Annotated in this window: 20 protein-coding genes; 13 read left to right on the top strand and 7 right to left on the bottom strand. The window is 66.3% G+C overall.

Going from position 1 to position 26,410, the window contains the following annotated elements:
- The 3 genes from RIV14_RS10255 to RIV14_RS10245 all read left to right on the top strand — a co-directional run.
- The coding region (locus tag RIV14_RS10255) for a DEAD/DEAH box helicase (RefSeq protein WP_309325169.1) at positions 1 to 2,189 on the top strand (2,189 nt) is incomplete at its 5' end.
- Between the two features lie 197 nt (positions 2,190 to 2,386).
- Positions 2,387 to 4,120 (top strand): ABC transporter ATP-binding protein, encoded by a 1,734-nt coding sequence (locus tag RIV14_RS10250; RefSeq protein WP_075372465.1) that lies wholly within the window; start codon positions 2,387 to 2,389, stop codon positions 4,118 to 4,120.
- Positions 4,117 to 6,309, top strand: coding sequence for an ABC transporter ATP-binding protein (locus RIV14_RS10245; protein WP_075372464.1), 2,193 nt, complete (start codon positions 4,117 to 4,119; stop codon positions 6,307 to 6,309). The genes RIV14_RS10250 and RIV14_RS10245 overlap by 4 nt, the downstream gene beginning before the upstream one ends.
- A 240-nt stretch (positions 6,310 to 6,549) precedes the next feature.
- Here RIV14_RS10245 and RIV14_RS10240 read toward each other — a convergent pair whose 3' ends face one another.
- The 3 genes from RIV14_RS10240 to RIV14_RS10230 all read right to left on the bottom strand — a co-directional run bounded on the left by RIV14_RS10240 (position 6,550) and on the right by RIV14_RS10230 (position 7,855).
- Positions 6,550 to 6,954, bottom strand: a complete 405-nt coding sequence (locus RIV14_RS10240; RefSeq protein WP_075372463.1) for an Rv3654c family TadE-like protein — start codon at positions 6,952 to 6,954, stop codon at positions 6,550 to 6,552.
- 134 nt (positions 6,955 to 7,088) lie between these two features.
- Positions 7,089 to 7,403: a TadE family type IV pilus minor pilin gene (locus RIV14_RS10235; RefSeq protein ID WP_075372462.1), complete on the bottom strand. Its 315-nt coding sequence runs from the start codon at positions 7,401 to 7,403 to the stop codon at positions 7,089 to 7,091.
- Positions 7,404 to 7,603: 200 nt separating this feature from the next.
- Positions 7,604 to 7,855, bottom strand: coding sequence for a DUF4244 domain-containing protein (locus RIV14_RS10230; protein ID WP_081381842.1), 252 nt, complete (start codon positions 7,853 to 7,855; stop codon positions 7,604 to 7,606).
- A 476-nt stretch (positions 7,856 to 8,331) separates the two neighbouring features.
- Between RIV14_RS10230 and RIV14_RS10225 the strand changes: the two genes are divergently transcribed.
- Together RIV14_RS10225 and RIV14_RS10220 are read left to right on the top strand one after the other, a co-directional pair.
- A complete protein-coding gene (locus tag RIV14_RS10225) occupies positions 8,332 to 8,850 on the top strand; it encodes a transposase family protein (protein ID WP_143224208.1) in 519 nt (172 codons plus the stop codon).
- Between the two features lie 103 nt (positions 8,851 to 8,953).
- Positions 8,954 to 9,940, top strand: coding sequence for a GAF domain-containing protein (locus RIV14_RS10220; RefSeq protein WP_075372459.1), 987 nt, complete (start codon positions 8,954 to 8,956; stop codon positions 9,938 to 9,940).
- 418 nt (positions 9,941 to 10,358) lie between these two features.
- Here the strand turns inward: RIV14_RS10220 and RIV14_RS10215 are convergent, their stop codons facing one another.
- Positions 10,359 to 14,093 (bottom strand): DEAD/DEAH box helicase, encoded by a 3,735-nt coding sequence (locus RIV14_RS10215; RefSeq protein ID WP_075372458.1) that lies wholly within the window; start codon positions 14,091 to 14,093, stop codon positions 10,359 to 10,361.
- Between the two features lie 254 nt (positions 14,094 to 14,347).
- Here RIV14_RS10215 and RIV14_RS10210 point away from each other — a divergent pair, with 254 nt between their 5' ends.
- Positions 14,348 to 15,010, top strand: a complete 663-nt coding sequence (locus RIV14_RS10210; RefSeq protein WP_075372457.1) for a GOLPH3/VPS74 family protein — start codon at positions 14,348 to 14,350, stop codon at positions 15,008 to 15,010.
- A 48-nt stretch (positions 15,011 to 15,058) separates the two neighbouring features.
- Here the strand turns inward: RIV14_RS10210 and RIV14_RS10205 are convergent, their stop codons facing one another.
- On the bottom strand, positions 15,059 to 15,706 hold the full coding sequence (locus RIV14_RS10205; RefSeq protein ID WP_143223455.1) for a TetR/AcrR family transcriptional regulator: 648 nt from the start codon (positions 15,704 to 15,706) through the stop codon (positions 15,059 to 15,061).
- Positions 15,707 to 15,773: 67 nt separating this feature from the next.
- Between RIV14_RS10205 and RIV14_RS10200 the strand changes: the two genes are divergently transcribed.
- On the top strand, positions 15,774 to 16,877 hold the full coding sequence (locus RIV14_RS10200; RefSeq protein WP_075372456.1) for an NAD-dependent epimerase/dehydratase family protein: 1,104 nt from the start codon (positions 15,774 to 15,776) through the stop codon (positions 16,875 to 16,877).
- Positions 16,878 to 16,905: 28 nt separating this feature from the next.
- Here RIV14_RS10200 and RIV14_RS10195 read toward each other — a convergent pair whose 3' ends face one another.
- Positions 16,906 to 18,516: a cation:proton antiporter gene (locus RIV14_RS10195; protein WP_075372455.1), complete on the bottom strand. Its 1,611-nt coding sequence runs from the start codon at positions 18,514 to 18,516 to the stop codon at positions 16,906 to 16,908.
- 169 nt (positions 18,517 to 18,685) lie between these two features.
- Between RIV14_RS10195 and RIV14_RS10190 the strand changes: the two genes are divergently transcribed.
- From RIV14_RS10190 to RIV14_RS10180, 3 genes are all read left to right on the top strand, one after another.
- Positions 18,686 to 20,032, top strand: a complete 1,347-nt coding sequence (locus RIV14_RS10190) for a DUF4921 family protein (protein ID WP_075372454.1) — start codon at positions 18,686 to 18,688, stop codon at positions 20,030 to 20,032.
- A gap of 173 nt (positions 20,033 to 20,205) precedes the next feature.
- A complete protein-coding gene (locus RIV14_RS10185; RefSeq protein WP_075372453.1) occupies positions 20,206 to 20,502 on the top strand; it encodes a type II toxin-antitoxin system TacA family antitoxin in 297 nt (98 codons plus the stop codon).
- The gene (locus RIV14_RS10180) at positions 20,499 to 21,014 is read left to right on the top strand and encodes a GNAT family N-acetyltransferase (protein ID WP_075372452.1); all 516 of its coding nucleotides are present in this window, start codon (positions 20,499 to 20,501) and stop codon (positions 21,012 to 21,014) included. The genes RIV14_RS10185 and RIV14_RS10180 overlap by 4 nt, the downstream gene beginning before the upstream one ends.
- Here RIV14_RS10180 and RIV14_RS10175 read toward each other — a convergent pair.
- A complete protein-coding gene (locus RIV14_RS10175) occupies positions 21,001 to 22,329 on the bottom strand; it encodes a hypothetical protein (RefSeq protein ID WP_143224207.1) in 1,329 nt (442 codons plus the stop codon). The genes RIV14_RS10180 and RIV14_RS10175 overlap by 14 nt on opposite strands.
- 396 nt (positions 22,330 to 22,725) lie before the next feature.
- On the opposite strand from RIV14_RS10175, the gene RIV14_RS10170 reads away from it, so the two are divergent.
- From RIV14_RS10170 to RIV14_RS10160, 3 genes are all read left to right on the top strand, one after another.
- Complete coding sequence (locus RIV14_RS10170; RefSeq protein ID WP_275531674.1) at positions 22,726 to 23,145, top strand: type II toxin -antitoxin system TacA 1-like antitoxin; 420 nt, start codon at positions 22,726 to 22,728, stop codon at positions 23,143 to 23,145.
- 300 nt (positions 23,146 to 23,445) lie between these two features.
- Positions 23,446 to 23,844: a hypothetical protein gene (locus RIV14_RS10165; protein ID WP_143224206.1), complete on the top strand. Its 399-nt coding sequence runs from the start codon at positions 23,446 to 23,448 to the stop codon at positions 23,842 to 23,844.
- 136 nt (positions 23,845 to 23,980) lie between these two features.
- Complete coding sequence (locus tag RIV14_RS10160) at positions 23,981 to 26,188, top strand: DUF6571 family protein (RefSeq protein WP_143224205.1); 2,208 nt, start codon at positions 23,981 to 23,983, stop codon at positions 26,186 to 26,188.
- The last annotated feature ends 222 nt before the right edge of the window (positions 26,189 to 26,410 follow it).

Genomic DNA, 26,410 nt, shown 5'->3' with positions numbered 1-26,410 from the left:
GCCTCATCGGCGTCGAGCCCGACGACGTCGTGGCCGTCACCGAGGACGGCGCACCCGCCGGGGAGCGCACCCTGGCCCTGTGGCAGCCGGCCCTGCGCGACCCCTGGGTGCTGCCGGTCCCCAGCGACGGCGGTCCGGCACCCGTAGGCTCCCCGAGCCCCGCCGCGCTCAACGGCACCAGCTCCTCCGCAAGCTCCCCAAACCCCACCGCGCCTCGGCCCGCGTACGCCGACGGCGACAGTCTCCCTGCCCCCAGAGCCACGCCGCCCCCGCAGCACGTGTCGGGGACAGAGGCCCCGCCGAAGGCCGGCACCGAGGTCATCGCCTCCGCCGCCCACGGCCGGCCTTCTGTCACGAGCGGCGCTACCCCGCCTGGCAGCGTCGAACCCGACTCGGGCGATCTGGGCGAGGACCCGTCGGCGCGGCGCAGCGCGGTCGTCGAGGCCGCCGAGCTGCTGGTGGACCTGCTGAGCGTGGGCGCCCGGGCGCTGGTGTTCGTGCGCTCGCGTCGTTCGGCGGAGGTCGTGGCCGAGCGGGCCCGCCACACGCTGGGGCTCTCGCTGCCCGAACTCGTCGGCACGGTGGCGGCCTACCGCGGCGGCTACCTGCCCGAGGAGCGCCGGGCCCTGGAGGCCGACCTGCGCTCGGGCCGGCTGCGGGCCCTGGCCACCACCAACGCCCTGGAGCTGGGCATCGACGTCACCGGACTGGACGCGGTCCTCATCGCCGGCTGGCCGGGCACGCGCGTCTCACTGGGTCAGCAGGCGGGCCGGGCCGGACGCGCCGGGACCCGCGGACTGGCCGTCCTCATCGCCTCCGACAACCCGCTGGACGCCTACCTGGTACACCACCCCGAGGCGGTCTTCGCCGCCCCCGAGGCCACGGTCTTCGACCCGGCCAACCCCTACGTGCTCGCGCCCCACCTGTGCGCCGCCGCCTCCGAGGCGCCCCTGCGGGCCTCGGACCTGGCCCTGTTCGGCCTGCCCGACGACGCCCTGCTGCGCGAGCTGGAGGGTCGGGGCGCGCTGCGGCGTCGGCCCACGGGCTGGTTCTGGAACGTCAACCTGCCCGGGCGGCCCCAGGACCTGACCTCCCTGCGCGGCGACGGGCCGCCCGAGGTGCCGGTGGTGGAGGCCGACACGGGCGTCGTCATCGGCACAGTCGACGGCGCGGCCGCCGACTCCACCGTCCACGAGGGCGCGGTCTACGTCCACCAGGGGCGCGTCTACGTGGTCGAGGAGCTGGCCGACGACGTCGCCCTCGTGCGGCAGAAGGCGGCGGTCGGCTACCGCACGCGGGCCCGGTCGCGCTCGAGCGTGCGCATCATCGCCGAGCGCGAGCAGCAGGTCTGGGGCCGGCCGGGTCCGACGACGCCGGGCGATAGCCGTGAGCCGTCGGCGCGCGAGCCGGAAGAACTGGCCGTCTCCGATGCAGGCTCCGGTTCCGGCGGCGACTCCGGCGGGAGTTCCGATCCGGCCAGTGGCGGTCCCGGTCCAGCCGGCAGCGGGCAGGCGGGGTCGGCCTCCGGCGCAGGGCACGAGCCCCCGAGCACGACGGCGATCACCTGGTCCTTCGGCTCGGTGGAGGTCACCAGTCAGGTGACCGGCTACCAGCGGATGGCGCTGCCCGGTGGGGAGGTCGTCTCCCAGCACGCCCTGGAGATGGACGAGCACGTGCTGCCCACCGCCGCCGTGTGGTGGACGATCCCACAGGAGGTCTGCGAGGCGGCGGGTCTGGAGCCCACCGACCTGCCCGGGGCTCTGCACGCCGCCGAGCACGCGAGCATCGGGATGCTGCCGCTGCTGGCCACCTGCGACCGCTGGGACATCGGCGGGCTGTCAACGGCGCTGCACCCGCAGACGGGGGCGCCCACGGTCTTCGTCCACGACGGGCACGCCGGCGGGGCGGGCTTCGCCGAGCGCGGCTACCGGGCCGGGCGCGACTGGCTGGAGGCGACGCTGGCCGTCATCGAGGGCTGCGGCTGCGCGAGCGGCTGCCCCTCCTGCGTGCAGTCGCCCAAGTGCGGCAACAACAACGAGCCCCTGGACAAGGCCGGGGCCGCCGTCCTGCTGCGGCTCCTGCTCGAGGCGGCGCCCCAGCACCCCTCAACCGCCGACCCCGCTCACCGAGAACTGTCCAGAACGGACGACTTTGACGCACCCTCCAGCCCAGTAACCAGAAGTAACTGAGCTTCGACCTGCTGCTTTGCGAGTCGCACTCCCCAGGAGCAGCGGCAAAGTCGTCCGAAACGGTCAATCCGGCCGCCAGACCTGACGCGACGTGATGCCACCCCATACGTGGGCATGAACGTAAATTCATAAGACGCTCTCCCTCATATTCATGAGATGCTCGCCCTCACGCAACGTGAGACTGATACGTTCCCAGCATGCTCCTTCGATTACTGCGCACGCACCTGCGCCCCTACACGGGGCTGCTGGTGTGCGTCCTGGTGCTTCAGTTCGCTCAGGTGATGGCCTCCCTGTACCTCCCAACCCTCAACGCCGACATCATCGACAAGGGTGTGGCCACCGGGGACACCGGTTATATCTGGCGGATGGGCGCGTTCATGCTGGGGGTGAGCCTGGCCCAGGGCGTGTGCTCGGTGGCGGCGACCTACCTGGCGGCGCGCGCGGCGATGAGCATGGGCCGGGACCTGCGCGGCGAGGTCTTCGACCGGGTCAGCGGCTTCTCGGAGCGGGAGATCTCCGCCTTCGGGGCGGGCTCGCTCATCACCCGCAACACCAATGACGTCCAGCAGGTCCAGATGCTGGTGATGATGAGTGCCACGATGCTGGTGACGGCGCCGGTCATGGCGGTGGGCGGCATCGTCATGGCGGTCACGCGCGCCCCGGGCCTGTCGTGGCTGATCGGGCTGTCGGTGCCGGTCCTGCTCGTGGCGGTGGGGCTCATCGTGGGCCGGATGCTGCCCCTGTTCCGCTCCTACCAGGACAAGCTCGACGCCATCAACCGGGTGATGCGCGAGCAGCTCACCGGCATCCGGGTCATCCGCGCCTTCGTGCGCGAGGAGGCCGAGACCGAGCGCTTCGGGGACGCCAACACCGATATCGCCCGGGTCGGCGAGCGCGTGGGCCAGCTCTTCGTCTTGCTGTTCCCGCTGGTGATGCTGGTGCTGGACGTGACGATCGTCGGCGTCATCTGGTTCGGCGGCCACCGGGTCGGCGACGGCGACGTGGAGGTCGGCACCCTCATCGCTTTCATGTCCTACCTCATGCAGATCCTCATGGGCATCGTCATGGCGAGCTTCATGACGATCATGATCCCGCGCGCCGCCGTGTGCGCCGAACGCATCAGCGAGGTGCTGGCAACGGCGCCGACCATCACCTCCTCCCCCGACGCCGTCGACACCTTCTCGGCCCCTGGAACGGTTGAGATGCGGGACGTCACCTTCGTCTACCCCGACGCCGACGCCCGCGTCCTGGCGGAGGTGAGCTTCACGGTCCAGCCCGGCACGACGACGGCGATCGTCGGTTCGACGGCGTCGGGCAAGTCCACGGTGGTGCGGCTGCTGGCCCGGCTGCTTCAGGCCAGCAGCGGGCAGGTGCTCATCGGCGGCACCGACGTGCGCGAGGCTGACCCCGAGGCGCTGTGGGCTCAGATGGGGCTCGTGCCCCAGCAGCCCTTCCTGTTCGCCGGCACCGTGGCCTCCAACCTGCGCCTGGGGCGTGAGGAGGCCACCGACGACGAGCTGTGGGAGGCCCTTCAGGTCGCCCAGGCCAAGGACTTCGTCTCCAAGATGGACGGGGGCCTTCAGGCGCCCATCGCCCAGGGCGGCACGAATGTCTCGGGTGGTCAGCGTCAGCGCCTGGCCATCGCCCGGGCCCTGGTGCGCCGACCCGACATCCTCATCTTCGATGACTCCTTCTCGGCCCTGGACGTGTCCACCGACGCGCGGCTGCGCGAGGCCATGGGGCCGGCCACGGCCGGTATCACGAAGGTGATCGTGGCCCAGCGCGTCTCCACGATCACCGAGGCCGACCAGATCCTCGTCCTGGACGGCGGCCACCTGGTGGGCAGCGGCACGCACACCGAGCTGCTGGCCACCTGCGCTGTCTACCGCGAGATCGTCACCTCCCAGCTCGGAGCGGAGGCCGCAGCATGAGCAGGAACGCGAGCAGCCGCATGGGCAAAAACACCAGCGGGAACACCGGCAAGAGCGCCGGGAGCGGCGCGGGCGCCGCCGTCGGCCCCGACGAGCTCAGCGAGGAGGACCTCAAGCTGGCCGCTGAGGCGCAGGCGTCCTCGGGCGACAGGCACGCCGGGCCGCCCCCGGGCAAGGCCGAGGCCTTCTGGCCCTCCTTCAAGCGGATGGTCGGGCTGCTGGGCGCCTACCGGGTCTCGCTGGTGGTCGTGGCCCTGGCCGCCGTGGGCACGGTCGTGCTGGCGGTGGCGGCCCCCAAGGTGCTGGGCCAGGCCACCAACGTCATCTTCGAGGGCGTGGTCTCCACGATGCTGCCGGCCGGCACCACCAAGGCCCAGGCCATTGAGGCCCTGCGGGCGCGGGGGATGGATGACTTCGCCACCATGCTCTCCGCCATGGACGTCGTCCCCGGCGCAGGCATCGACTACACCCGCCTGGGTCGGATCCTGACGGTGGTGCTGGCCCTGTACGTGGGTTCGGCGGTCCTGAACTGGCTCCAGGGCTGGCTCATCAACCGCATCACCATCAAGGCCCTCTACCGGCTGCGCGCCCAGGTGGAGGACAAGGTCCACCGCCTGCCGCTGAGCTACTTCGACACCGTCCAGCGCGGTGAGCTGCTCAGTCGCCTGACCAACGACGTCGACAACGTCACCAACACCCTCCAGCAGTCCCTGTCCGGTGCCCTGACCGCGATCCTCACGGTGGTGGGGGTGTTGGGGATGATGTTCTCGATCTCCTGGAAGCTGGCGCTGGTGGCGCTCATCATGTTCCCGCTCATGGGCGTGGTCTTCGGGGTGATCGGGCCGCGCTCGCAGAAGGCCTTCACCCACCAGTGGGCGCGCACCGGCAAGATCAACACCCGGGTGGAGGAGTCCTTCTCCGGGCACGCCCTGGTGCAGGTCTACGGGCGCACGGACTCGGTGCGCGAGGCCTTCGCCGCCGAGAACGAGGAGCTGTTCCGGGCCTCGCTGCGCGCCCAGTTCCTCTCCGGGATCATGATGCCGATCATGCAGGTCATCGGGAACATCAACTATGTGGCCATCGCGGTGGTCGGCGGCGCCATGGTCGCCTCCGGGTCGCTGCGCCTGGGCGACGTGCAGGCTTTCATCCAGTACTCCCAGCAGTTCTCCCAGCCCCTGAGCCAGCTCGGTGGCATGGCCACGGCCGTGCAGTCCGGGACCGCGAGCGCCGAGCGGATCTTCGAGCTGCTCGACGCCGAGGAGGAACGTCCCGACGACGTCGCCCCGAAGACCCCCGCAGGCACGGCCGACGCCTCGGGCGCAGCAGGCACCGCGACCGCCGATGCCGCTGGAGACGCCGCAGAGGCCGCAAATGCCGACCGGGCCGCGGGGGCCAGCCCCAGCGCCGCGACGGCTTCGCCGAAGGGTCCGACGGGTCCGGGTGTCATCGAGATGGAGCACGTGCGCTTCTCCTACAGCCCGGAGGTCGAGCTCATCCGGGACCTGTCGCTGCGGGTTGACCCCGGGCACACGGTCGCGATCGTGGGGCCCACGGGAGCGGGCAAGACCACGCTGGTCAACCTGCTCATGCGTTTCTACGAGCTCGACGGGGGGCGCATCCTCATCGACGGGCGCGACATCGCCACCATGACGCGCCACGACGTGCGGCGCCGCACCGGCATGGTCCTGCAGGACCCGTGGCTGTTCGCCGGCACGATCCGCGAGAACATCCGCTACGGGCGGCCCGGGGCCACTGATGAGGAGGTCGAGGCCGCCGCGAGGGCGTGCTTCGTCGACCACATCATCAAGGCCCTGCCGCAGGGCTACGACACGGTTCTGGAGGAGGACGCCGCCAACATCTCCGCCGGCGAGCGCCAGCTGCTCACGATCGCGCGGGCCTTCGTGGCCAATCCGGCCGTGCTCATCCTCGACGAGGCCACCAGCAGCGTGGACACCCGCACCGAGCTGCTGGTCCAGCAGGCGATGAACGCGCTGCGCGAGGGCCGCACGAGCTTCATCATCGCCCACCGCCTGTCCACGATCCGCGACGCCGACACCATCCTGGTCATGGAGCACGGCGACATCGTCGAACAGGGCAACCACGACGAGCTCATCGCGGCCGGCGGCGCCTACGCGCGCCTCCACGCGGCCCAGTTCGCGGGCGGCGCCACCGTCGCCGTCGAGGACTGAGGCTGGGGCTGAGCAGGGCCGGGGTGGGCTCGGGGCGGGCTGGCTGAGTCGGGTCAGGCTGGGCCTGAGGTCCGGCTGCATCCGCCGGTGTGAAGGCCGGTTCTCGCCAGTCTCGACCGTCGAGGACGCACGGTAGACCTCGCGGACTGTACCCGTGACAGGCGTCGTCGAGGGCTAACGTGCGTCCTCGACGCCTCAGGCGCCCCAGCGCACCGTCTCAACGACCGGATTCGGGCCGGTTCACGGCCTGGGCAGGGCATCGACGGGGCCGGCGCGGGCCTGGGCCGTGGCTTGGCGGGGTCGGCCAAGAATCGTCGTCGGGACGACGACGCTGACGGTGACGTCCTCGCCGGTCACGGAGCAGGAGCTCACCGAGGCGCCGTTGGCGGCGGCGACGCGCCCGGCCATGGCGCAGGGGTCGCCGGGGGCGATGACCGAGGACAGGACCGTGGCACCGGAGACGGCAGCGAGGTCGGCGGCGGCCCGGGCCCGGCCGGTGGCGCTCTGGGCCTGGATGAGGCCCGTGATGCCGAGCGCCGCCGCCAGCAGTACCGCGATGACGCCCAGCGCGTAGACGGTCCCCGAGCCGCGCTCGTCGCAGCCGGGACGATTTCCCCAGGCACCCCGCGTGGCTGGTTGCCGCACAGCTCGTCCAGCCGGGCGGCTGAGCGGCCCGCCGGTCTGCCGACTCAAGGTCGCGAGCGCAGTCGCGGCGAAGGCCAGCGGGTCTGGCGGATCCGGGGTGTGGGCCGGCTGTCGGCTCTTGTCTCCACGGCGGCTCATGGACTGCTCGGTTCGGTGTAGGTGCAGGCGCGGGCGCGCGCCGTCAGACCCAGCCCACCCAGGGGTCCGGGGACGGGTCGGGCGGCGGTGACGCAGGTGAGCTCGCCCTGCTCGAGGTCGAGGCTCACCCCTCCGGCCACGCGCTGGGCGGCGCTGGCGTAGTCGCCCTGGCCGATGGCGGCCTGGCGGGCGGCGGTGCGGGCGGCGTCGGCCACCCGCAGCTGGGTAACGCCTGCGCTGACCGCCGCCAGCACCATCAGCAGGACGAGGACGACGGCGGGCAGCGACAGTGCCGTCTCGGCCGTCACCATCCCCTGCTCCCCTCGTCCGGTACACCCGTCCTGGCCGCCGGCCCCACGGTCTCGTCGGGGCCGGCGACCAGGTGAGGGGTGCGGTTCCGCGCGGCCGGAGGGCCGGCGGGATGCGGGACCCGGGCGGCGACGTCGGCCCGCACCGGGTACCCGGGCCACTCGGGGGCGAGCGCGCCCACCTGCTGCGATGACGCCGCACATCACACCGAGAGCGCCGACTCGATGATGGACTGCAACGCCCCGCTCAAGCTGCCCGAGCGCATGAGCGCCAGCAGCAGGCCGGCGAAGGCCGCGGCCGCCAAGGTGCCGATGGCGTACTCGGCGGTGGCCATGCCCTCCTCCTTGGCCGCCAGTCGCCGCAGGAGTGACGGCAGCGCTGACGCATCACCCGGACGGGCCAGCATCACACTGGTGCGCAGAGCGCGCAGGGTGGTCCTGGTGGGTCTCCTCATGGTGGTTCTCCTCTGGTCGGTGGGGACCAGCGCACCGCTGCTCCCCAGCGGGCGCCGTGCCCGCACCATCAGCATCGGACCGCCCCGAGCCTGCGCGCTCGGGGGCTTGTCAGCCCTGTGGAGACCACTTGCAGTCCCAGCCCTGTGGACCCGGGGATCGCCCGCGCCTTCGCCGATCCGCCCGGCAATGTGGATGGAGGCACGGATCGCGCACTAGATGTGCCCGCCGTAGGCGTCGTCGGTCTCGGTGGAGACCCAGCGGTTCCGGCCCTTCCCTGTCACCTCCCGTAGCAGTGGAGTTTTCTCATCGGGGGTGGTGGCGCCGAGAAGGGTGGATAGGACTGGGGTGGGGTGTGTCTGAGCGGGGTGCACGCGGAACCGTGCGTCGGAGTTGTTTTCGATCAAGAAAACCTGCTCGCAAGAAAGGCTCCGCGAGGGTGTCCTATCACTCCACTCTCGACGTCCCTATCGCTACCGTGCGTACCGTCAGCGGCTGGCTGACCGCCCACCGCCACCCCCACGACACCCGACCCCGCCAACGGGTCGCCACCACCTGGGTCCAGGCCGTGGCGGTGCTGCGGTGGCTCAAGGACGGCACCGATGTGCGGGTCCTGGCCCGCGACAGCGGGGTCTCGCAGGCCACTGCCTACCGGTACCGGCACGAGGCCCTGGAGGTCATCGCCCAGCGGGCTCCCAACGACATCACTGACGTCCTGGACAGGCTCCGGCGCAGAGGCGAGCCTTTTGCGTGCCTGGACGGCAGCCTGGTGCGCACTGACCGGGTCGCAGCCCGCACCCACGCCCTGCCGGCGCTGTACCGGGCGGCCTCACTGGGGCCGCCAACCCTGGCGGACAAGGGCTACACCGGGGCCGACATCGGTATCAAGGTCCCGGACAAGAACCCGAGCCCCGACCCGACACCAGATGACGCAATGAGCCGATCGCCTGCATACGAGCGCCGGCCGAGAGAGCAAACGCCCCGATCAAGCACTTGAAGGCCCAACGACAGTCACCCTCAGCCCCACAGCCATCACCGATATTACCGACACCCAGGTCCAAGCCATCCAGGACCGCCTCAACCGCCGACCCCGCATCGTCTTGAAAGGACAGACCCCAACTGAGAAACTCAACGACATCATCAACGGTGCAAACACCACCCGACCCCACCGTGACAACAGTCCAGACAGTCTGCTACAATCTCCACAAAATCAATCCCCATCTACTCTTATCCTGGATATTAGAAATATGAATTCCCCAAATGTATCACTGCAAGCAGGCCCTGCATTAAAGAGTTTCTGGAGGGCGACATTTTTTGATAAACGAACTTTCTCGGCACTGTTGACCATACCTGCGGTCGCAACAGCACTGTTGGGCGCGTTCTTGCCCACCTTATGGGATCACCTCTCCTCATGGCCAGCCAGAAGTACTGCAATCATCGTGTTTGTTGCGACGGTGGCGCTCCCCACAGTTCTTAATACATACCGCGAGAAACTGATAGAGAAAGAGGTTCAGAGAGAAGAAAAGGACGAAGACGACATCACGAAAGAATTGGTTGGACTTCTTCAAAGCTATATTCCACAAGCCCTCGAAGGGCTTCCCGACCTACAAGGAAAAGGCACAAGAGGCCCGGAATTCAAACTCGTCAAGGAGGCAATCTTAGGAACAGTTCGAAGTATTTGCGGATCACCCAAAAATGAAGTACGCGCCGTCTGGTTCGACGTTGACGGAAATAAACTTGTCGCCGCCGAAAATCGAGGACGAGAAATGCGAACACATCGCGAATTCAGCAATAGAAACACTAAAAACAACGCCTCAGGTAATGAGGTCTGGGAAACCGCGAAATTGGGTACCGCAATCCTATATCCAAATTTGTCCAACCCGGATGAGCGACCCAAGCACTACCAGAGACCTTCTGGCCCCATCGAGTATGAGACGTTCATCACTTGCGGTATCGTCGACGCAAACGGGCAGGTTCTCGGCATGCTGAACATCGATGCGCGCGAAGCAGGATCGCTCACGGAAGTGGACCGTGCTATCGTAGGCTTGTGTGCGCGGATCGCATCAGTTGCATACTCACTGGCATAGACCTCATGCGGACCCGTCGAGAAGGAAGCGCAAGCATGACGAGGACGACGAAGCCCACGACTGCCCCACTGAGCACAAGCAGCGACCAGTTGCGCAAGATTGGCTCGTCTGATGAGGCCGTGGCACGGCGCTACTACGAGGAGGCCATGCGTCTAGCTGGAGCGACTGTAACTGCAAGCACTAGGACGACATCGACTAAGGCGAGAAGCCTTCGTAAACGCTCCGCACTAGTCAAGCAGTGGAAGACAGCCTAGGACTAGGAGGCTTATTCACAGGGCTTGCCGACGCTGGTATCTGTGCAGGTCACAGCACCTTTGACGGATGCTGTGAATAAGTTTCTAGGTCTTAATCAGATCTTTGTACTATATACGGCTCCTCTACAGACTTAATCTGGGAACAACAACGTCCACAAGGAGCCTCAGCCCTCGATGAGCTCGCGGATCTCGGCGGCGGTCAGGGCCGCCGGGCTGAGCCCACCCGAGCCCACCGCAGCACCCGTACCGCCCTCGCCGCCGGTCTCGGCCTCACCGGCCCCCTCGACGACCCGGGCGAAGAGCTCGGCCTTCTTCTCCTTGAGGGCCATGACCTTCTCCTCGATGGTGTCGGCCGAGACGAGCCGGTAGACCATGACCGGCTTGTCCTGGCCGATCCGGTGGGTGCGGTCGATGGCCTGCTCCTCGGCCTGCGGGTTCCACCACGGGTCCAGCAGGAAGACGTAGTCGGCCTCGGTGAGCGTGAGCCCGAAGCCTCCGGCCTTGAGGGAGATGAGGAAGACGTCGGCCTGGCCGGCCCGGAAGGCGTCAATGACCTCCTGCCGGTTGGGGGTGGAGCCGTCCATGTAGGCGGTTCGCACACCGGTGGCCTCCAGGTGCTCGCGTACGCCGGAGAGGTAGCGCGTGAACTGGGAGAAGACGAGGGCGCGGTGCCCCTCGGAGAGGATCGGCCCCAGGTACTCGACCAGCACCTCGACCTTGGCCGACGGGCTCGACCGCCGCCCCGGCCCCCTGCGGCCCGCTGCGGGGGCGGTGACCGCCTTGCCCTTCGCGGCCCTCGCGCCGCGGGCCGCCCTCTTGCCGGAACCGTCCTTCCCGCCGGCCGCACCGCCGCCCGCGTCCGCGGCCCCCTCAGTCCCGGCAGTGTCGATGTCCCCGGGCTCGGTCCCGTCCCCGCCGTCAACGAGCGCCGGGTCGAGCGCCATCTGCCGCAGGGTGGTCAGCGCCTTGAGCGCGGTGAAGCGCGACTGGGCGGTGTCCTCCTCCAGCAACCCAAGGATCCTCTGGCGCTCGCGGGCCAGGCGCTGGTCATAGGCCTTGCGGTGCTTGGCGCCCAGCTCGACGGCCAGGACCTGCTCGGTCTTGGCGGGCAGGTCCGCGGCCACCTGCTCCTTGGTGCGCCGCAGCAGGAAGGGCCGCATCCTGCGCCGCAGCCGCCCCAGCGCCTCGGCGTCCCCACGGTCGATCGGCTTGCGGTAGACCTGCCCGAAGCGCTCCGGGTCGGGCAGGAGCCCCGGCGCCGCAATGCTCATGAGCGCCCACAGGTCCATGAGCGAGTTCTCCAACGGCGTGCCCGTGATCGCGATGGTCGACGGCGACCGCAGCCGCCGCACGGCCTTGTAGGTGGCCGAGGTGTGGTTCTTGACGAACTGGGCCTCGTCGCACACCACCCAGGCCCAGTCCTGGGCGATGAACTCCTCCTCGCACAGGCGCGCGATCGTGTAGGAGGTGACGACGACGTCGCAGCCCTCCGCGATCTCCTTCAGGGTCTGCTCGCGCTTGGCGGCGGTCCGCCTCACGGCCCGCACCCGCAGCCCCGGGCAGAAGCGCTCGGCCTGCTCCACCCAGGAACCGACGACGGAGGTCGGCGCGATGACAAGCACCGGCCCGCTCCCCTCCGGCTCACCAGGCTCGCCGGAGTCGGTCGGCTCGTCGGCCGGCTCGTCGGCCGGCTCAGCGGCCGGGCCGCCTGCCCCGTCCTGCGGGGTGCCCCCCGACTCGGTTCCGGCGTCGACCGGCTCCCGCCCCTGGGCCTCCTCGCGCTGCTCGATGAGGCGCTGGACGGCGGCGAGCACCTGAACGGTCTTGCCCAGTCCCATGTCGTCGGCCAGGACCCCGCCGAGGCCCGCCTGGCGCAGGAAGTCCAGCCACCGGTAGCCCTCGAGCTGGTAGGGGCGCAGCGTCGCCCGCATCCCCTCGGGCACGGCCGCCCCATCACCGGCACCCTCACCAGCGCCCGCGTCGTCAGCGGCCCCGCCGGACGACCCGGCCGCGGCCTCGGCGGCGCGCGATCGCTCCAGCAGCCGACCGACCCGCTCCTTCCAGCGGGCCGTGGCCCGTTCGATGACGCCGAGGGACTCCAGGACCTCGTAGTAGCCGGCGTGCAGGGCGCTGACCCGCAGCTCGCCCTGCGCCTGCGGGTCGGCCAGCTCGCGGCCCTCCTCCATGAGGCGGGCCAGGGCCTCGATCTCCGGACGGTCGATGCTCACCCAGGTGCCCGACTCCAGGAGCACCTCGGGCTCCCCGGCGGCCACAGCCGCCATGAGCAGCGCCAGAGGGATCTCCTCTTCGCCCACGTGGACGCGCACGGACAGGGAGAACCAGTCTGGGCGGTCCTCGTCGTCACTGACACTGGTGGTGATGACCGGGGCGGCGTCGGCCTCACGGTAGTCGGGGACGTCGTCGTCGACCTCGACATCGAAGGCCTCCAGCTCGCGCAGGACCGGCAGCGTCTCAGTCATAAAACGGGCCGTGGCCATGCCGCGCAGGTCGAGGGGCTGCCAGAGGGCCGGGTGCTGGCCGGCCAGGGGCAGCAGGTGGTTGAGGACCTCGCGGGCCAGGCGAGTCTCGCCCTCCAGATCTCGGCCGGCGGTCTCGCCCTCGATGCGGCCCTCGGCCGCCGCGGACAGGTCGGGCAGGCCGTGAGCGTGCCGGACCTCACCGTCCTCGCTGACATAGCGAACGGACCACTCAGTGGTCAGGTGGTGCTCGGCGGCGTCGACATGGACCGCGAGCGCGGCGCGCAGCGTCGTGGGCCGGGGCATGCGGATGGAGGCGTCGGCGGACAGGACCGGCAGCGCCCGGGTGAGGGCCTCAAGGTGCTCGGTCTCGAAGCGCGCGACGTCCCCGGCCGGGATGGTGATGGCCTCGCCGTCGCCCAGCAGCACCCGGGAGAGGGCCTCGGTGGGGCGCGGCTCGAGAGGCATGAGAAGCAGCTCGCGCCCGGGCATCCACGTGTAGAAGCCATGAACCGGGTCGCCGATCGGCATGAGGGAGAAGTTCAGGCGCAGTCCGGGGACCAGCAGGCGGCGCAGCTCCGCGACGTCGTCGAAGTCCAGGGCGGGGGTGATGGCGACGCCGCCGTCCTCCTGGCGGGTGAGGTGGACGCCGCCGCGCAGGCCCTCGGCGAGGTGGACGGGCATGCCGCGGCGCTGAGCGGTGGTGAGGGTCAGGCCGGCCGCCACCCCGCGGCGCAGCACGTCCCAGACGCGGGCGGGCGCCGTCATCAGGGAGAGGCGGTCGTCGGCGTAGTAGAAGCCGTAGCCGCCGGCCATGCCGGACAGCTCGCGCAGAACGCCCATGACGGTGGGGTCGACGTCGTCATCCAGGCCCCCGGCGGCGATCTGGCTCCAGGAGGCGCCCTGCCGGTTCCAGCCGCGCTTGCCCTCAATGAGCGGCAGCATGGACAGGCCGGCAGGAGTGCCCCACATGCTGCCGGGATCGTCGATGATCTCCAGGGCCATCCGACGGCGCGGGGCGCGCTCCACCCGCAGCAGGCCGGCCAGCCGGCTCTCCCAGAGGGAGACCTGACCGGAGGCGGCGTCGTCGGGCCCCTCCTCCGCCAGGGCGCGCGCGGTGATGAGCAGGGCGGCCACGTGCTTGCAGTTGCTGCCCACCGGGCACGAGCAGGTGCCGGACCAGGCCGCCGGGGCGCTGCGGGCGCCCTGCTTGCGGAAGGCCATGGTCTGGTAGGTGTGCGCGCCCGATCCCTTGGACTGGGCGGTGATGATGTCCCCATCCCCGGCGACGCCGATGCCGCGCACCCGGCCCTTGCGCGCGTAGTCCAGACCGCGCAGAAAGGCCCGGTGGCCGACCCGACTGATGATCTGGTCATCAGTGAGCTCCACCGGCCAGTCGTCATACCGAATCGCGCGAGCCATGGTCCCAGGTTAAACGGGGGGTACGACACCTTCGGGCGTCATCCGGCCACCGAGCGCACGCCCAGCGCGAACGGCCCGGCCGCAGCCACGCGGTCAGGCGGGGCGGGCAAGAGGCAGGCCGCGGCCGGCCGAGAAGGCGAGCCGGCGGCGAGCGGGCGCCTCCCCCACGAGGAGGAGCCGGGTCGGGCCCGAATCTCGCACCCCAGAGGGATCACATTCCGATGACGGCGCGTTGTACTGGATTCATGAACGCGATGCTGATCTGTGAAGAGCTGTTCCTGCTGCTGACCAAGGACTCCGGGAAGCCGGAGAGCCGCATGACGTACCCGGCCTACGGGCTCACCGGCGCACTGCTCACCGACCTGCTGCTGGCCGGCCGCATCGGCCTGACCGAGGAGCGCAGCCCCCGCATCTACATCGTCAGCTCCGAGCCGACCGGGCACCCCGTCCTGGACCGAGCCCTGGAGATCCTGCCTGCCAAGAACGGCAAGCGATTCTCCTCCCTGGTGTCCTGGGGCAGGCTCAACCCCACCCGCCACATCGCCGAGTCCTTGGAGGCGGCCGGGGTGGTGCGCATCTACACCGGCGGGCTGTTCGGGTCGCTGAACCCCAGCTACCCCACGCTCGACCCCGTCCCCGAGCGGCACCTGCGCGCACGCATCGACGCCACCCTGCGCGGGGTGCAGCCACCGACCGCCTCTGATGTCGCCCTGCTGTCGATCCTGCAGGCGCTCAGGGTCGCGCCGACCATCCTGCCGCAGCAGGAGACCGGTCTCAGCCGCGGGGAGCTCAAGCGCCGGATCCAGGAGATCTCGGGGGAGAGCCCCGTGGGGCGTGCGGTGCAGCGGGCCGTGGAGGCCGTGACGATGGCCATCGTGGCAGCCGCGAGCGCCGGGGCAGCGGCCTCGTCGAGCTGATTCTGGGCCGCCCCTCCGGGCCCGTCCCGGCCTCGTCGGCGGGTAGCGTCATTCATCTCCGAGGGCCCGCAGCAGCAGATCCTGTTCGACGTCGGACAATGGCTCGGTCTCATCATCCCCGGTCGTAAAGGCGATCCCGGCGAGGACCGCCCCCAGGACCAGCCGGGCTCCGGCATGAGGATCCAGGTCGACGGCGCCCTCACCGCGCGCCAGGGCCTGATCCCGAATCTGCTCCAGGTGAGAGCGAGTGGCGGCGAGGAGTTCCCCGAGGAGCAGCTCCTTGAGCTCCGGATCCTGCGGCAGCTCGCCCAGAAGAGACAGCACCGCCTGACCTGTGGGCCCCGACAGCGCCCGGTTCTTGTGGGCGATGAAGGCCTGCAGGTCCCCTCGCAGTGAACCGGTATCGAAGGTCTTGGCCGCGGCGGCGCCGGAGCCTACAGCCTCGTCGGCCACGCCGGTCTCGATCATGCGCCTGGCCGAGGCCAGGACGAGCTCGCGCTTGGTGGGCCACCGGCGGTAGAGGGTGGCGGTGGAGACGCCCGCGCGCCGGGCCACGGCCGCCGTCGTCAGCGCGGCGTAACCGCTCTCGGCCAGGAGATCACGCACGGCCAGCATGATCGCCGGCCCCAGAGCGGCGTCAACCGGCCGCCCAGGAGTGCGCTTGCTCCTCGGTGCCTGTGAGCCGACTGCGTTCATGGGGAGATGGTACCGATCAATAGTGAAACTGATTGACTTCGTTTCCTAGGGCTGTCAGGCTACGCCCATGCGATCCTCGGAAACGCGCTCCATCAACGACTTCGATTCCACCATCGACCTGAGCAGCATCCCGGTCGACACCAGCAGCCCCGTTATGGTCACCGGCGCCACCGGCTACCTGGGCAGCTGGGTCACCAAGGGCCTGCTCGACGCCGGCATCACCGTCCGTGCCGCCGTGCGCGACCCCCAGAACACGAACAAGGTGGCCCACCTGAACCGCATGGCCGAGCAGACACCGGGTACTCTGCGTCTCTTCGCCGGCGACCTGCTCCAGCCCGGCTCCTACGACGAGGCGATGGAGGGCTGCGCGATCGTCATTCACACCGCCTCGCCCATTCTGCACTCGACGGACGACCCACAGCACGACCTGATCGAGCCGGCCCTGGAGGGAACCCGTAACGTGCTGGCCGGAGTCGAGCGCACGCCGTCGGTCACGCGGGTGGTCCTCACCAGCTCGATCGTGGCCATGTACGGCGACGCCGTCGACATCGAGGGCTACCCGGGGCGAATCCTGACCGAGACCTGCTGGAACACCACCTCCTCCGCCGGCCACCAGCCCTATCCCTACTCCAAGACCCTCGCGGAGAAGGAGGCGTGGCGGCTGGCCGCCGAGCAGAGGCGATGGGACCTGGTGACCATCAACCCGGCCATGATCGTTGGTCCCGCCCTGGGGAGCGCACCCACCAGTGAGAGCTTCTCGACCGCGCGGATGCTCATCGACGGCACTGCTCGCCTCGGAGCGCCACGCCTGGGAATCAGCGCCGTCGATGTCCGCGAGGTGGCCCAGGCGCATATCGCCGCCGCTTTCCTGCCTGAGGCCCGCGGGCGCTACATCGTCTCCGCTGAGGACACCGATCTGTTGGCCCTCGCCGGGAGACTGCTGCCGCGCTTCGGGCGGTCTTTTCCTCTACCGCGGCGGCCTTTGCCCGGACCGGTGCTCCTGGCGATGGCACCCAGGGTCGGGCTGACACGAGCCTACGTGCGACGCAACGTGGGCTACACGGTCCGCGCCGACGCCTCGCGGAGTCGGCACGAGCTGGGCATCCGCTACCGACCGGTGCAGGCGTCGCTGGAGGAGATGGTCGAGCAGGTGCTCGGCCAACGGGGATAGGCACCCGTTTGCTCGCCGACGGAGGCCGTCACTCTCCGCGGGGCCGACGACGTCGGGCCGCCCGGGAGGTGGCGCCGTGTCTGCGCACGTGGTGCCAGCGCTCGCGCCACAGGGCGTGCTCCTGCTCGATTTCGGCCAGGCGCGCGGCCAGGCGGTGGGACTCCTCCAGCGACAGGCCCCGGGTGTGCATCCCCAGCTCGGCCAGACGCGCCATCGCCGGTGTCGCCTGCTCGCGCAGGTCGGGCAGGCCCACCAGATCGGGCTGCGCCGGCCGCCTCGCTTCTGTCGCCGGGGTGCGCTCCGTCACCGGCAGCCTGATGCCGCTGGGCGGCGACGCCGGTCGGCGCGGCTCCGAGACCTGCTCGCCGACCGGGACCGTGGCCTCCTCGGGAGTGCGTCCGTCGGGGGCGGCCGGCCCCTGGACCACGCGCATCACCTCGTTGGCCGGAACGTGGTCGCTCCGGTCGCCCAGCGCCAGCCCGGCGGCCGGCAGGACGAGCACCGACAGCACCCCGGCCAGCACGAGGGTGGAGGCGAAGGAGGTCGACATGGCCCCGGCGCTGACCGCCACCTGGGTGACGGCCACGATGATGGGCAGGGCCGTCGTCGAGTAGACGGCGATCTGGAGGCTCTGGCGCATTGAGTAGGCGCGCGAGCCGTCCCTGCGGCGCTCCGCCCGGGAGGCCAGCCACACCGGCACGCCCCGCACGAGCACCAGCAGCACGAAGAAGGCCAGCAGGTTGACCAGGTCCCCGCCGTTGAGCCTGGCCTCGATGCCCATACCGGAGGTGACGAAGAAGATCGGGACGAAGAACCCGTAGGCCAGCCCGTCGAGCTTCTCCTCGAACTCGGCGTCGCCCTCGGGCAAGGCGTGACGCAGGACGAAGCCGGCGGCGAAGGCCCCCAGGATGACGTCGAGGTCGAAGATGGCGGCGATGGCGCACAGCCCCACCAGGAGCAGGACGGTGGCGCGGATGGTGGTCTGGGCCGTCGTCGAGGCCCCCAGGTGGATGGCCTCGACCAGGCGGCGCCCCACGCGCTTGACGCGGCTGGTGAAGCGGACGATGAGCAGGGTGATGAGGAGGAAGACACCCAGGATCACCATGCTCGCCCAGGTGGAGCGTGAACCCAGCAGCAGCGCCATGACGATGACCGGCCCCACCTCGCCGACGGCGCCGTGGTTGAGGATCGAGGCGCCCACCGCCGTGGGCAGCAGACCCCGGTCGCGCAGGATCGGCAGGATCGTGCCGATGGCCGTGGAGGTCATGGCGGTGGCGATGGCGATGCCGTTGGCCGACGCCGCCCCTCCGGTCACCCCGATGACGCTGACCGCACCGAAGGCCAGCCCCAGCGAGAGCAGCCAGGCGACGGCGGCGTGGCGCCCGCCCGCCCCGCGCAGCTCGTTGACGTCGATCTCGTAGCCGGCCATGAGGAAGAGGAAGGCGACGCCGAGCTCGCGCAGCAGCTCGATCGAGGAGTCCTCGACGGCCAGGCCCAGGCCGTGGGGGCCGATGAGCATTCCGCCCAGGATGAGCAGGACGACCTCAGGCACGAGCCGTTTGGGAATGGTCCAGGAGATCAGCGGCGCCATGAAGGCCACTGCGACGATGAGCAGCAGGGAGGTGAAGACCTCGGCCATATCGTCTCCTTGTCTCCAGTCGGGTGCGGGGATGCGGGCAGTGCGGGGCGCGGGGCCGGGCCCGGCGCAGGTCCGCACGAGCCAGTGAGACTACCCCGACCCCGGACCGCCGGGCCCGCTGTCGGGGCTACCGGGCGCGCGAGCCGCCACAAGGCGTCACAATGGAAGCATGCTTATGCCGTACTCTCCCTCCGCCGAACCACTCACGCGCCTGGCCGATGGGACGGTCAAGCAGATCAGCCCCTTCACCGGCACCGAGGTGTGGACCGTGCCGGGCCGCGCCAACCGGCCCATCTCGCACCCGGTGGCGGAGGTTCGCCCGCTGGAGGAGGCCGACCGCACCCACAGCTGTGCCTTCTGCGCGGCGCGCTACCTGGATACGCCCCCGGAGAAGGCACGCATCGTGCGCGGGGCCGACGGCGGTTTTGAGCGCCTCGACGCCGTCGCCGCCTCCGCCCTGTTCGACACGGTGGCCGAGTTCCGGCGGGTGCCCAACCTCTTCGAGATCCTCTCCTTCGACTACTGGCACACCAACCACGGCTACGAGATCCCTGACGCCGCCCGCGAACGAATGGAGGCCTACCTGGCTGACCCGGCCGGCGTCGAGCACGTGGAGCGGGTGGCGCGCACCAAGCTGGCAGCCGCGGGCGCGGACCCGGCCTCCTGGGACACCATGAGCGAGCGGGACCGCCACACTTTCCTGGCGGCCTTCTTCGCCGGGGGGCACGACGTCATCATCGGCCGGCGCCACTTCACCGACGACGCTCTCGACACCACCGGCCTGGCCGGCTCGGGAACGCTGAGCGTGGCCGAGCACCGCGCCTACACGCACCTGGCGATCCACGCGATGCACAGCCTGTACGAGGCCAACCGGTGGGTGCGCTACGTGGCCGTGTTCCAGAACTGGCTGCGGCCGGCCGGGGCGAGCTTCGACCACCTGCACAAGCAGCTGGTGGGCATCGACGAGCGCGGCGTGACCAGTCAGCTGGAGCTGCAGAAGGTGCGGGCCAACCCCAACCTGTACAACGAGATGGCGGTGGACTACGCCGCCTACCAGGGCCTGCTGGTGGCGAGCAACGACCACGCGGTGGCCTTCGCCGGGTTCGGGCACCGCTACCCGACGCTGGAGGTGTACTCGACGTCGGCCATGCCCGAGCCGTGGCTCATGAGCCGCGAGGAGGTCGACGCCGTCTCCGACCTGGTGCACGCCCTGCACGCGGCCACGGGCGCGGACGTTCCCAGCAACGAGGAGTGGCACCACAAGCCGCTCGACGTGGACCAGCCCATGCCCTGGCACATCACGCTCAAGTGGCGGGTCTCCACCCTGGCCGGTTTCGAGGGCGGCACGAAGATCTACCTCAACACCATTGACCCGTGGACGCTGCGTGACCGAGTGGTGGCGCGCCTGGAGGACCTGCGGGCCGACCGGCTCATCGCGCCGATGGCCGTGGGTGAGGAGTGCCCGACGGCGCCCAACCGGCTCCTGTACAACCCGGTCCTCACCGCCCGGCCGTAGCCGGGACGCGGAGTCAGGCCGCGCCGTCCGCGCTTCCGGGCAGGACCCAGGCGTACTGCACGAGGGTTGGGGCACGCCCACCGACTCAATTTGTGACATGCAACACTTTTCCTGCGCGCACCTTGTCTCTCTAGAGGGCCGTACGTACATTAGCCACACACGAAGGAGCCCCCATGTCGCCCACAAAAACCCAGAGGATAGATCTCCGCGCCACACGACGCCAGGAGACCCTGATTCAGCAAGCCGCCTCCCAGACAGACCGCTCCGTCAGCGAGTTCATCCTGTCCTCAGCGACACTTGAGGCTGAGCGCATTCTCGCCGATCGTCGCTGGTTCTCCGTGACATCAGAGCAGTTCGATGCCATTGAGGCCGCGCTGGACGCTCCGCTGGAGGAAACGCCCCGCTTCGCACGCCTATGGAACCGCCCCTCACCCTTCGGGACCCACATCGACCTTAACAACGAATCGTGAGTAGCGGACACCTCGAGGCCCCTCGACGCCTCACCCGACAGGATGTCACGACAGGATTTCACAGCGGAGCAGTAGAACTGGACGACTGGTTCCAGCGATACGCATGGCAGAACCAGAAGGCCAACAACGCCGTCACATATGTCACTACCCAGGATGATGTCATTCTCGGTTACTACGCCATCACGACGGCTGCCTACTCCCGCGATGACGCACCGGAGGGACTCAATCACCGCAGCCGACCTGAGGAGATTCCGTGTATCCTCCTGGCCCGGCTCGCAGTGGACGAGCGGGCCCAGAGGCACGGAATCGGCGCAGCACTGCTCAAGGACGCGATCGAGCGGTGCTACACGCTCAGCCGAGAAGTTGGCGCCGCTGCCCTTGTCGTGCACTGTCGAGATGAGCAGGCACGTTCCTTCTATCTCACCAACGGCGACTTTCTTCCATCACCCGCTAACAAATTGCACCTGCTGCTCTCCATGAAGCAAGTGACCCGAACACTCAACGACTCATAATTTTCTCTTTCGCCACCCTTGCTTTAGTGAGCCATTCTAAATGGTCAAACTCTCGGAACACCAAACTACCTCTAACATATTCACACGGATCCCAAAACCACCCCCGAAGATTTCTTTGTTCGATTTCCTCAAATAAAAGATCGAAGTCATTCAAGCGTTGTTCCAGCAGATAGATCGTTGCCAGATCAACCAGAATAGCCGTTTCGTCAGCTTGACGGAGGCCTCCACTGTCATTACGCGCCTCCGATTTGATTTGCTCAAGAATAAGCTTAGCACCTAACGGTGTCGTCGCCATGAGAGAACAGGCCAAAATTAACGAGCAGCGAGCATCTCCGGGGGCCCTACGCACAGCTCTGCGTGCGAGATCAAGAGCTCCACTATAATCGGAGACTTGCAGAAGTTTAACAACTTGCTCCCGTTGTTGCTGATCCGTCATTCCCTCAATGACATCCCCCGCAACACCCCGAATAAGCAAGCGATTTGATAGCTCACTCACAATATCCACCATAGATATGTGGCGCTCATTCAAAATGGAAGCCGGAATTCCCAGACGTTCAACCACCCGATGTGAGCTATCTAGATAAGCCAGTTCCCACATAAGTGAACTTGCTGACCACTGATTCAAATAGGTCATCGTTAAGCGCTCAAAAACCCATATGGTTGCATCTTCTCCTGCTGGAAGCACTAGATCTGATTGCTCAACATCAGTTTTGGTGTACCCACTTACTCTATAATCAACCAAATGAGAAACTGCTGCCGTTTCACACCATCTATTCGCCAGTTTCTTAAGTGACCCCTCGTTAGCGATAAGCATTAACTGACTCAACCCAGCAGGCCGAACCCGCTCGCCTTCGCTAAGCTCCTCGTCTAAAATCTTTACCCACTGAGAAAATGGTCCATCGCCAGAATAAGACAACTCGCCTACATAATATCGAATCACCAATTCCATCATGGCATGTCGAATCAGTCTTTTACGTAACCATGTTCTTAGCACCATATCTGCACCAAGGCCACGCTCACCCAACCGCGCCAAGGCAGAGGTGAGACGTATTGTCCGCCGACGTGACAGTTTCGACTCCCGTCCGTCGATAGCCTCACTCACAAGTCGAAGCAGCGCCGTAGTTGGCCACGATTGATCAGGACAATCATGGCCACAATTAAGCAGAAGTCGCCCTGCATCGAAATCCTGACCTGAGCCGGCAACGAATTCACGAAAATCATTGCACGCTTCCGTTCCCCCACAGAACGAATGACCTGTTCTTTCACATTGAGCAGCAATACGTATGATCGACTCTGAGACTTCACGCAGTTCCATGGGCTCACACTCCACGCGCAGGGCGGACAGGGATCTTTCAGATTCTACCCATCTTGCGAAGTAACAAACTGATACCCGGTGTCGCTAACCTCTAGTCACGATCGATCTTACGTCTACATAGGTTGGAGCCCGGCTACTGCATGTTGACGCTCCTGGCTCATACTGTAGAACCTTATGGTGGCGCGCCTGGAGGACCTGCGGGCCGACCGGCTCATCGCGCCGATGGCCGTGGGTGAGGAGTGCCCGACGGCGCCCAACCGGCTCCTGTACAACCCGGTCCTCACCGCCCGGCCGTAGCCGGAACGCGGAGTCAGGCCGCGCCGTCGGCCCCGCGCGGCCGTCAGCAGCCCAGGGCGCTGCGCTCCTCCGACCCCACCCCGCCCAAGCGCCCACACCGTGAACGTCACTGACCTTGCGCGCTCACTCCTGTACGTACATTGTCTGTGCCACCAAGGAGGCCGGAGCGTACCGATCTCAACAGCCCGCAGAACCCAGAGAATCGATCTGCGCGCCACGCCGCTCCAAGAAGCTCTGATTCAGCAAGCCGCCTCCCAGACGGACCGCTCCGTCAGCGAGTTCATCCTGTCCTCAGCGACGCTTGAGGCTGAACGCGTTCTTGCCGACCGTCGCTGGTTCTCCGTGTCATCACAGCAGTTCGATGCCATTGAGGCCGTGCTGGGCGCTCCGCTGGAGGAGACGTCCCGCTTCGCCCGTCTACTGGCCCGGCTCGCAGTGGACGAGCAGGCTCAGACGCGAGGGATCAGTGCAGCACTGCTCAAGGACGCGATCGAGCGGTGCTACTGGCGCACTCAATAGGCACCGTCTACCACCCCTCCCAAACACGAAGCGCCATAAAACACTCAAACCGAATTCGCCACTTGGTTGTTTAAGTGGTGGACAAGATGGGTCCTGCAACCCATGGTTAGTTGTCCCCATGTTTGAAATCCCATCCCAAGAGCATCCACATTAAAGTAATAAGACCGATCGTCCCCGACCGGCCGATGCCTACCACATCCACCTCACCCCATCCCCTCAAGCATGAACCACGGGTGCACTAACAGTACGTGATTTGACATCGCCGTGATCACTTCCCGAAACTCAGAGAAAGTAGAACCCATGACAGAGACCGCTTCAGACAGTGCTGACAGCAACAAGGTTGACAATATGAAGCTGAAGGCGATCGAATACGTCGCCGACGAGACTTCCGCAGTTCAAACGTTTCTGAACTCCACGTGGATAACAAAAGACCACACCTATAGCGAAGAAGGATACACAGGAGTTGTCACTGGCCACCAGACCGTCAGCCAGATGCAGTCCCGCCTAGGCGAGAACCTATGGAACTCCTCGATAGCCGAGCAGTATTTTCAACGAGTCAGAGACTCCCTGAACTCGACGGACACTGCACTCAATTCGATTTCAGGCACCCTTAAAACCGCAAGAGATTACCAAGTCAACTGGGTCGGCGAAAAGGTTACGCCCGAGAGCGAAGAGGCGTCATGGCAAGCCGCCCGGTAGGAAACCGGGACACAAGCAGTTGACAGACATATCCTCGCCAGCAATCTTCCCGTTGCGACACCACTCACCTCATCATAGAAATAAGCCCCGCAGATGATGATCTGCAGCACACACCCAGAGAATGCGAGAAACAACAATGACGTACGTTAAGTATGATATGACAGGAATGAGGGCATTGATTGATGATCTCAACGATCGTGCCGCAGAAATCGACACACAGCGCAGGCGCATCAGAGATTGTAGTACGCGTAACCACGATCCCGTGCCTGATGCTGCCCTCGCGCTTGACAAATCTTCGGGACAGTCCGATGCGGCGGCGACTACCAATATGGGCGCATCCGCAAGCGCAGTAGAGCAAATTGCCTTCGACCTCAAGGAAAGACACGACGTTATCGTCGAGATCAATAGCCTTGGAATTAGTGACGCCTTCAATTCGGGCACATTGACATACTACATCCCTGACGACCAGGATGATACCGTTGTAAACATGCGGACTTTCAATGTCGATGCGGCACGGCAGGCCAGATCGGAAGCCGAAGAATCAAAGACACTAACCGGCGACGACCTGCTTTCCTTCTTGACCAGCAAAGTCCACAGCGGCCAGAACAACCCAATATATGCCGCGGTGTTCGCAGACACCCTGGGGGCAGAGGGCATGGCAAATCTCGCTGAGAGCGTTCAGACGTACTGGGAATTATGGCAACAGAATCCAGCAACCAATGGCACCGAGGACATTGCAACAAAATTCAATGAGACTCAGGAGAAGTACTTCGGCGCATTGTCCGCGCTTTCCATAACTCTCGGAACAGCATCCGCATCCCAAATATGGACACCCCAACACAAGCAAAAGTATGCACATAGCCTGGCATCACTTACTAACGATGACAACACGCCGCCGTATATGCCTTACGCAGTCAATCTACTTCTGTCCGGGGCAAACCACTCGGCAACAAACACAACTACTTTGGGAGACGCTGCCGCCCAAGCTGGAGGAGTATTTGACTCGGAGTTCCTCTCGACCGTTGCTAAGGACCTTCAAGAGTACGAGCAGAACTCCTCGGGAATACCCTCATGGAAAACGAAAATGATGACCAACATGTACCCCATGAGGAGGATGGGGGACTGGGATCCGTTTACCGGACTCCTTACCGCAATGGGCCGGAATCCTGAGGCGGCACTGAACTACTTCGTTCCACCATCAGAAGTAGTTCACGGAGACAATGGTTATACGGTAGAGGACTCACCGACATTCAGTTGGATCATGTCCCGCCACTGGGATGAGACAAGCATGGAGGGGCTGACTGCCGCATTTGCCGGCGTCTCTACGCTCCGCGTTCCTGACGAAGGATCCAAGGATGAACAAGCAGCCTGGATCACCGAGCAAGCCACGCTAGCACTGTCAGGCCTTAGCAATACATCAAAGTTCAGCCCAACCTGGTCTCCACTATCTCGCCAGAACGCGGCCATCATGCTGGGAAACTCTATGCCAGACGTTGATGCCGCCGCACGCAAAAGTGATGCCTCGCAACCATCAAGTCCTTCTGAGAAAAGTTATCCAAAGGTATGGTCCGCTGTTCGCACAAAGGAAGTTCGAGCCCTCCTTCAAGAGGTTGGAACTGACGATACCGCACTAGCCACACTCGGAGAATCGGCTGCACGTTTCTGCGCTGAAAGGACAAAGGCCGACTCGGATATAGAACAGTACACCAATAGCTCCACAGAAACAGCAGTAAGACAAATTGGAAACGACTGCAAGTCCAATGACATGATGATCGGCTTCATACTAGGTACAGCTCAGAAGGGCAGAGAACTCGGCAGAGAAGAGAAAGACGCAGGTATTAATTTCCTATTCTCGGCATTATCGAACGGCATGAAGTTTATTCCCTCACCCCAGTCTGCCGCAGTTGGCTCCGCCGTTTCTATCGCTCAGTCCTATGCTCTGGACTATACCAAAAGCGTGGTCACATCCAGCTCATCAGACAGCACGGCAATGAGCGGCAACGCACCAACGAAACCCGATATCGAATCATATGGGTCAGCATGGAGAGCACAGAACATAGCCAATACTTTCAACACCCTCACAGAAGCGGGTCTTATTCCTGATGGCGCACACCTTAATGCTAATGGCGGGGATTATGACTATCCTCTTATTAAGGCCGACGGGACCATTGATATGGATAAGCTCACGATCAAGGCAGACGGGTCGAACGATAAAGAAGATATCGATAAATACAGCAGCATACTGAATAACCTGTCTAACGATAGTGAGTTCAACGTTTTGGGAGCCCAGAGTGAAGACAGAGAAACGGCATACAAGTTAGGAGTCGACGAAGGCCGTAAATGACTAGGGTGACGTCTGGTCCTTGTCCGTCGCCCGCTCGGGCATAGTCCGTTCTCGTGGGGTGCCCAGTCGCCCGTCTCATACCTCACGTCCGTTCCGCATCACCGATTCGCCCGCTCGGCTATCCCAGTGGTCGTAGGGATGGTCTTTGGCGATGACCGTCCCTGTTGCATGCCTGGCAGCAGTCATGCAACAGGGACGGTGGGTCCATGGGAGTAACCCGTC

Source organism: Actinomyces acetigenes (assembly GCF_031296635.1).
GTDB lineage: Bacteria > Actinomycetota > Actinomycetes > Actinomycetales > Actinomycetaceae > Actinomyces > Actinomyces acetigenes.
The sequence above is the reverse complement of the archived record's forward strand: the minus strand, read 5'-3'. Positions and strand labels throughout refer to the sequence as shown.

What these genes read in the sequence shown, in the direction of transcription:
- RIV14_RS10215 (WP_075372458.1), bottom strand. Translation starts at nt 14,093, where the DNA reads ATGGCTCGCGCGATTCGGTATGACGACTGGCCGGTGGAGCTCACTGAT.
- RIV14_RS10200 (WP_075372456.1), top strand. Translation starts at nt 15,774, where the DNA reads ATGCGATCCTCGGAAACGCGCTCCATCAACGACTTCGATTCCACCATC.
- RIV14_RS10230 (WP_081381842.1), bottom strand. Translation starts at nt 7,855, where the DNA reads ATGAGGAGACCCACCAGGACCACCCTGCGCGCTCTGCGCACCAGTGTG.
- RIV14_RS10245 (WP_075372464.1), top strand. Translation starts at nt 4,117, where the DNA reads ATGAGCAGGAACGCGAGCAGCCGCATGGGCAAAAACACCAGCGGGAAC.
- RIV14_RS10165 (WP_143224206.1), top strand. Translation starts at nt 23,446, where the DNA reads ATGACAGAGACCGCTTCAGACAGTGCTGACAGCAACAAGGTTGACAAT.
- RIV14_RS10205 (WP_143223455.1), bottom strand. Translation starts at nt 15,706, where the DNA reads ATGAACGCAGTCGGCTCACAGGCACCGAGGAGCAAGCGCACTCCTGGG.
- RIV14_RS10195 (WP_075372455.1), bottom strand. Translation starts at nt 18,516, where the DNA reads ATGGCCGAGGTCTTCACCTCCCTGCTGCTCATCGTCGCAGTGGCCTTC.
- RIV14_RS10160 (WP_143224205.1), top strand. Translation starts at nt 23,981, where the DNA reads ATGACGTACGTTAAGTATGATATGACAGGAATGAGGGCATTGATTGAT.
- RIV14_RS10185 (WP_075372453.1), top strand. Translation starts at nt 20,206, where the DNA reads ATGTCGCCCACAAAAACCCAGAGGATAGATCTCCGCGCCACACGACGC.
- RIV14_RS10250 (WP_075372465.1), top strand. Translation starts at nt 2,387, where the DNA reads ATGCTCCTTCGATTACTGCGCACGCACCTGCGCCCCTACACGGGGCTG.
- RIV14_RS10210 (WP_075372457.1), top strand. Translation starts at nt 14,348, where the DNA reads ATGCTGATCTGTGAAGAGCTGTTCCTGCTGCTGACCAAGGACTCCGGG.
- RIV14_RS10190 (WP_075372454.1), top strand. Translation starts at nt 18,686, where the DNA reads ATGCTTATGCCGTACTCTCCCTCCGCCGAACCACTCACGCGCCTGGCC.
- RIV14_RS10175 (WP_143224207.1), bottom strand. Translation starts at nt 22,329, where the DNA reads ATGGAACTGCGTGAAGTCTCAGAGTCGATCATACGTATTGCTGCTCAA.
- RIV14_RS10235 (WP_075372462.1), bottom strand. Translation starts at nt 7,403, where the DNA reads ATGGTGACGGCCGAGACGGCACTGTCGCTGCCCGCCGTCGTCCTCGTC.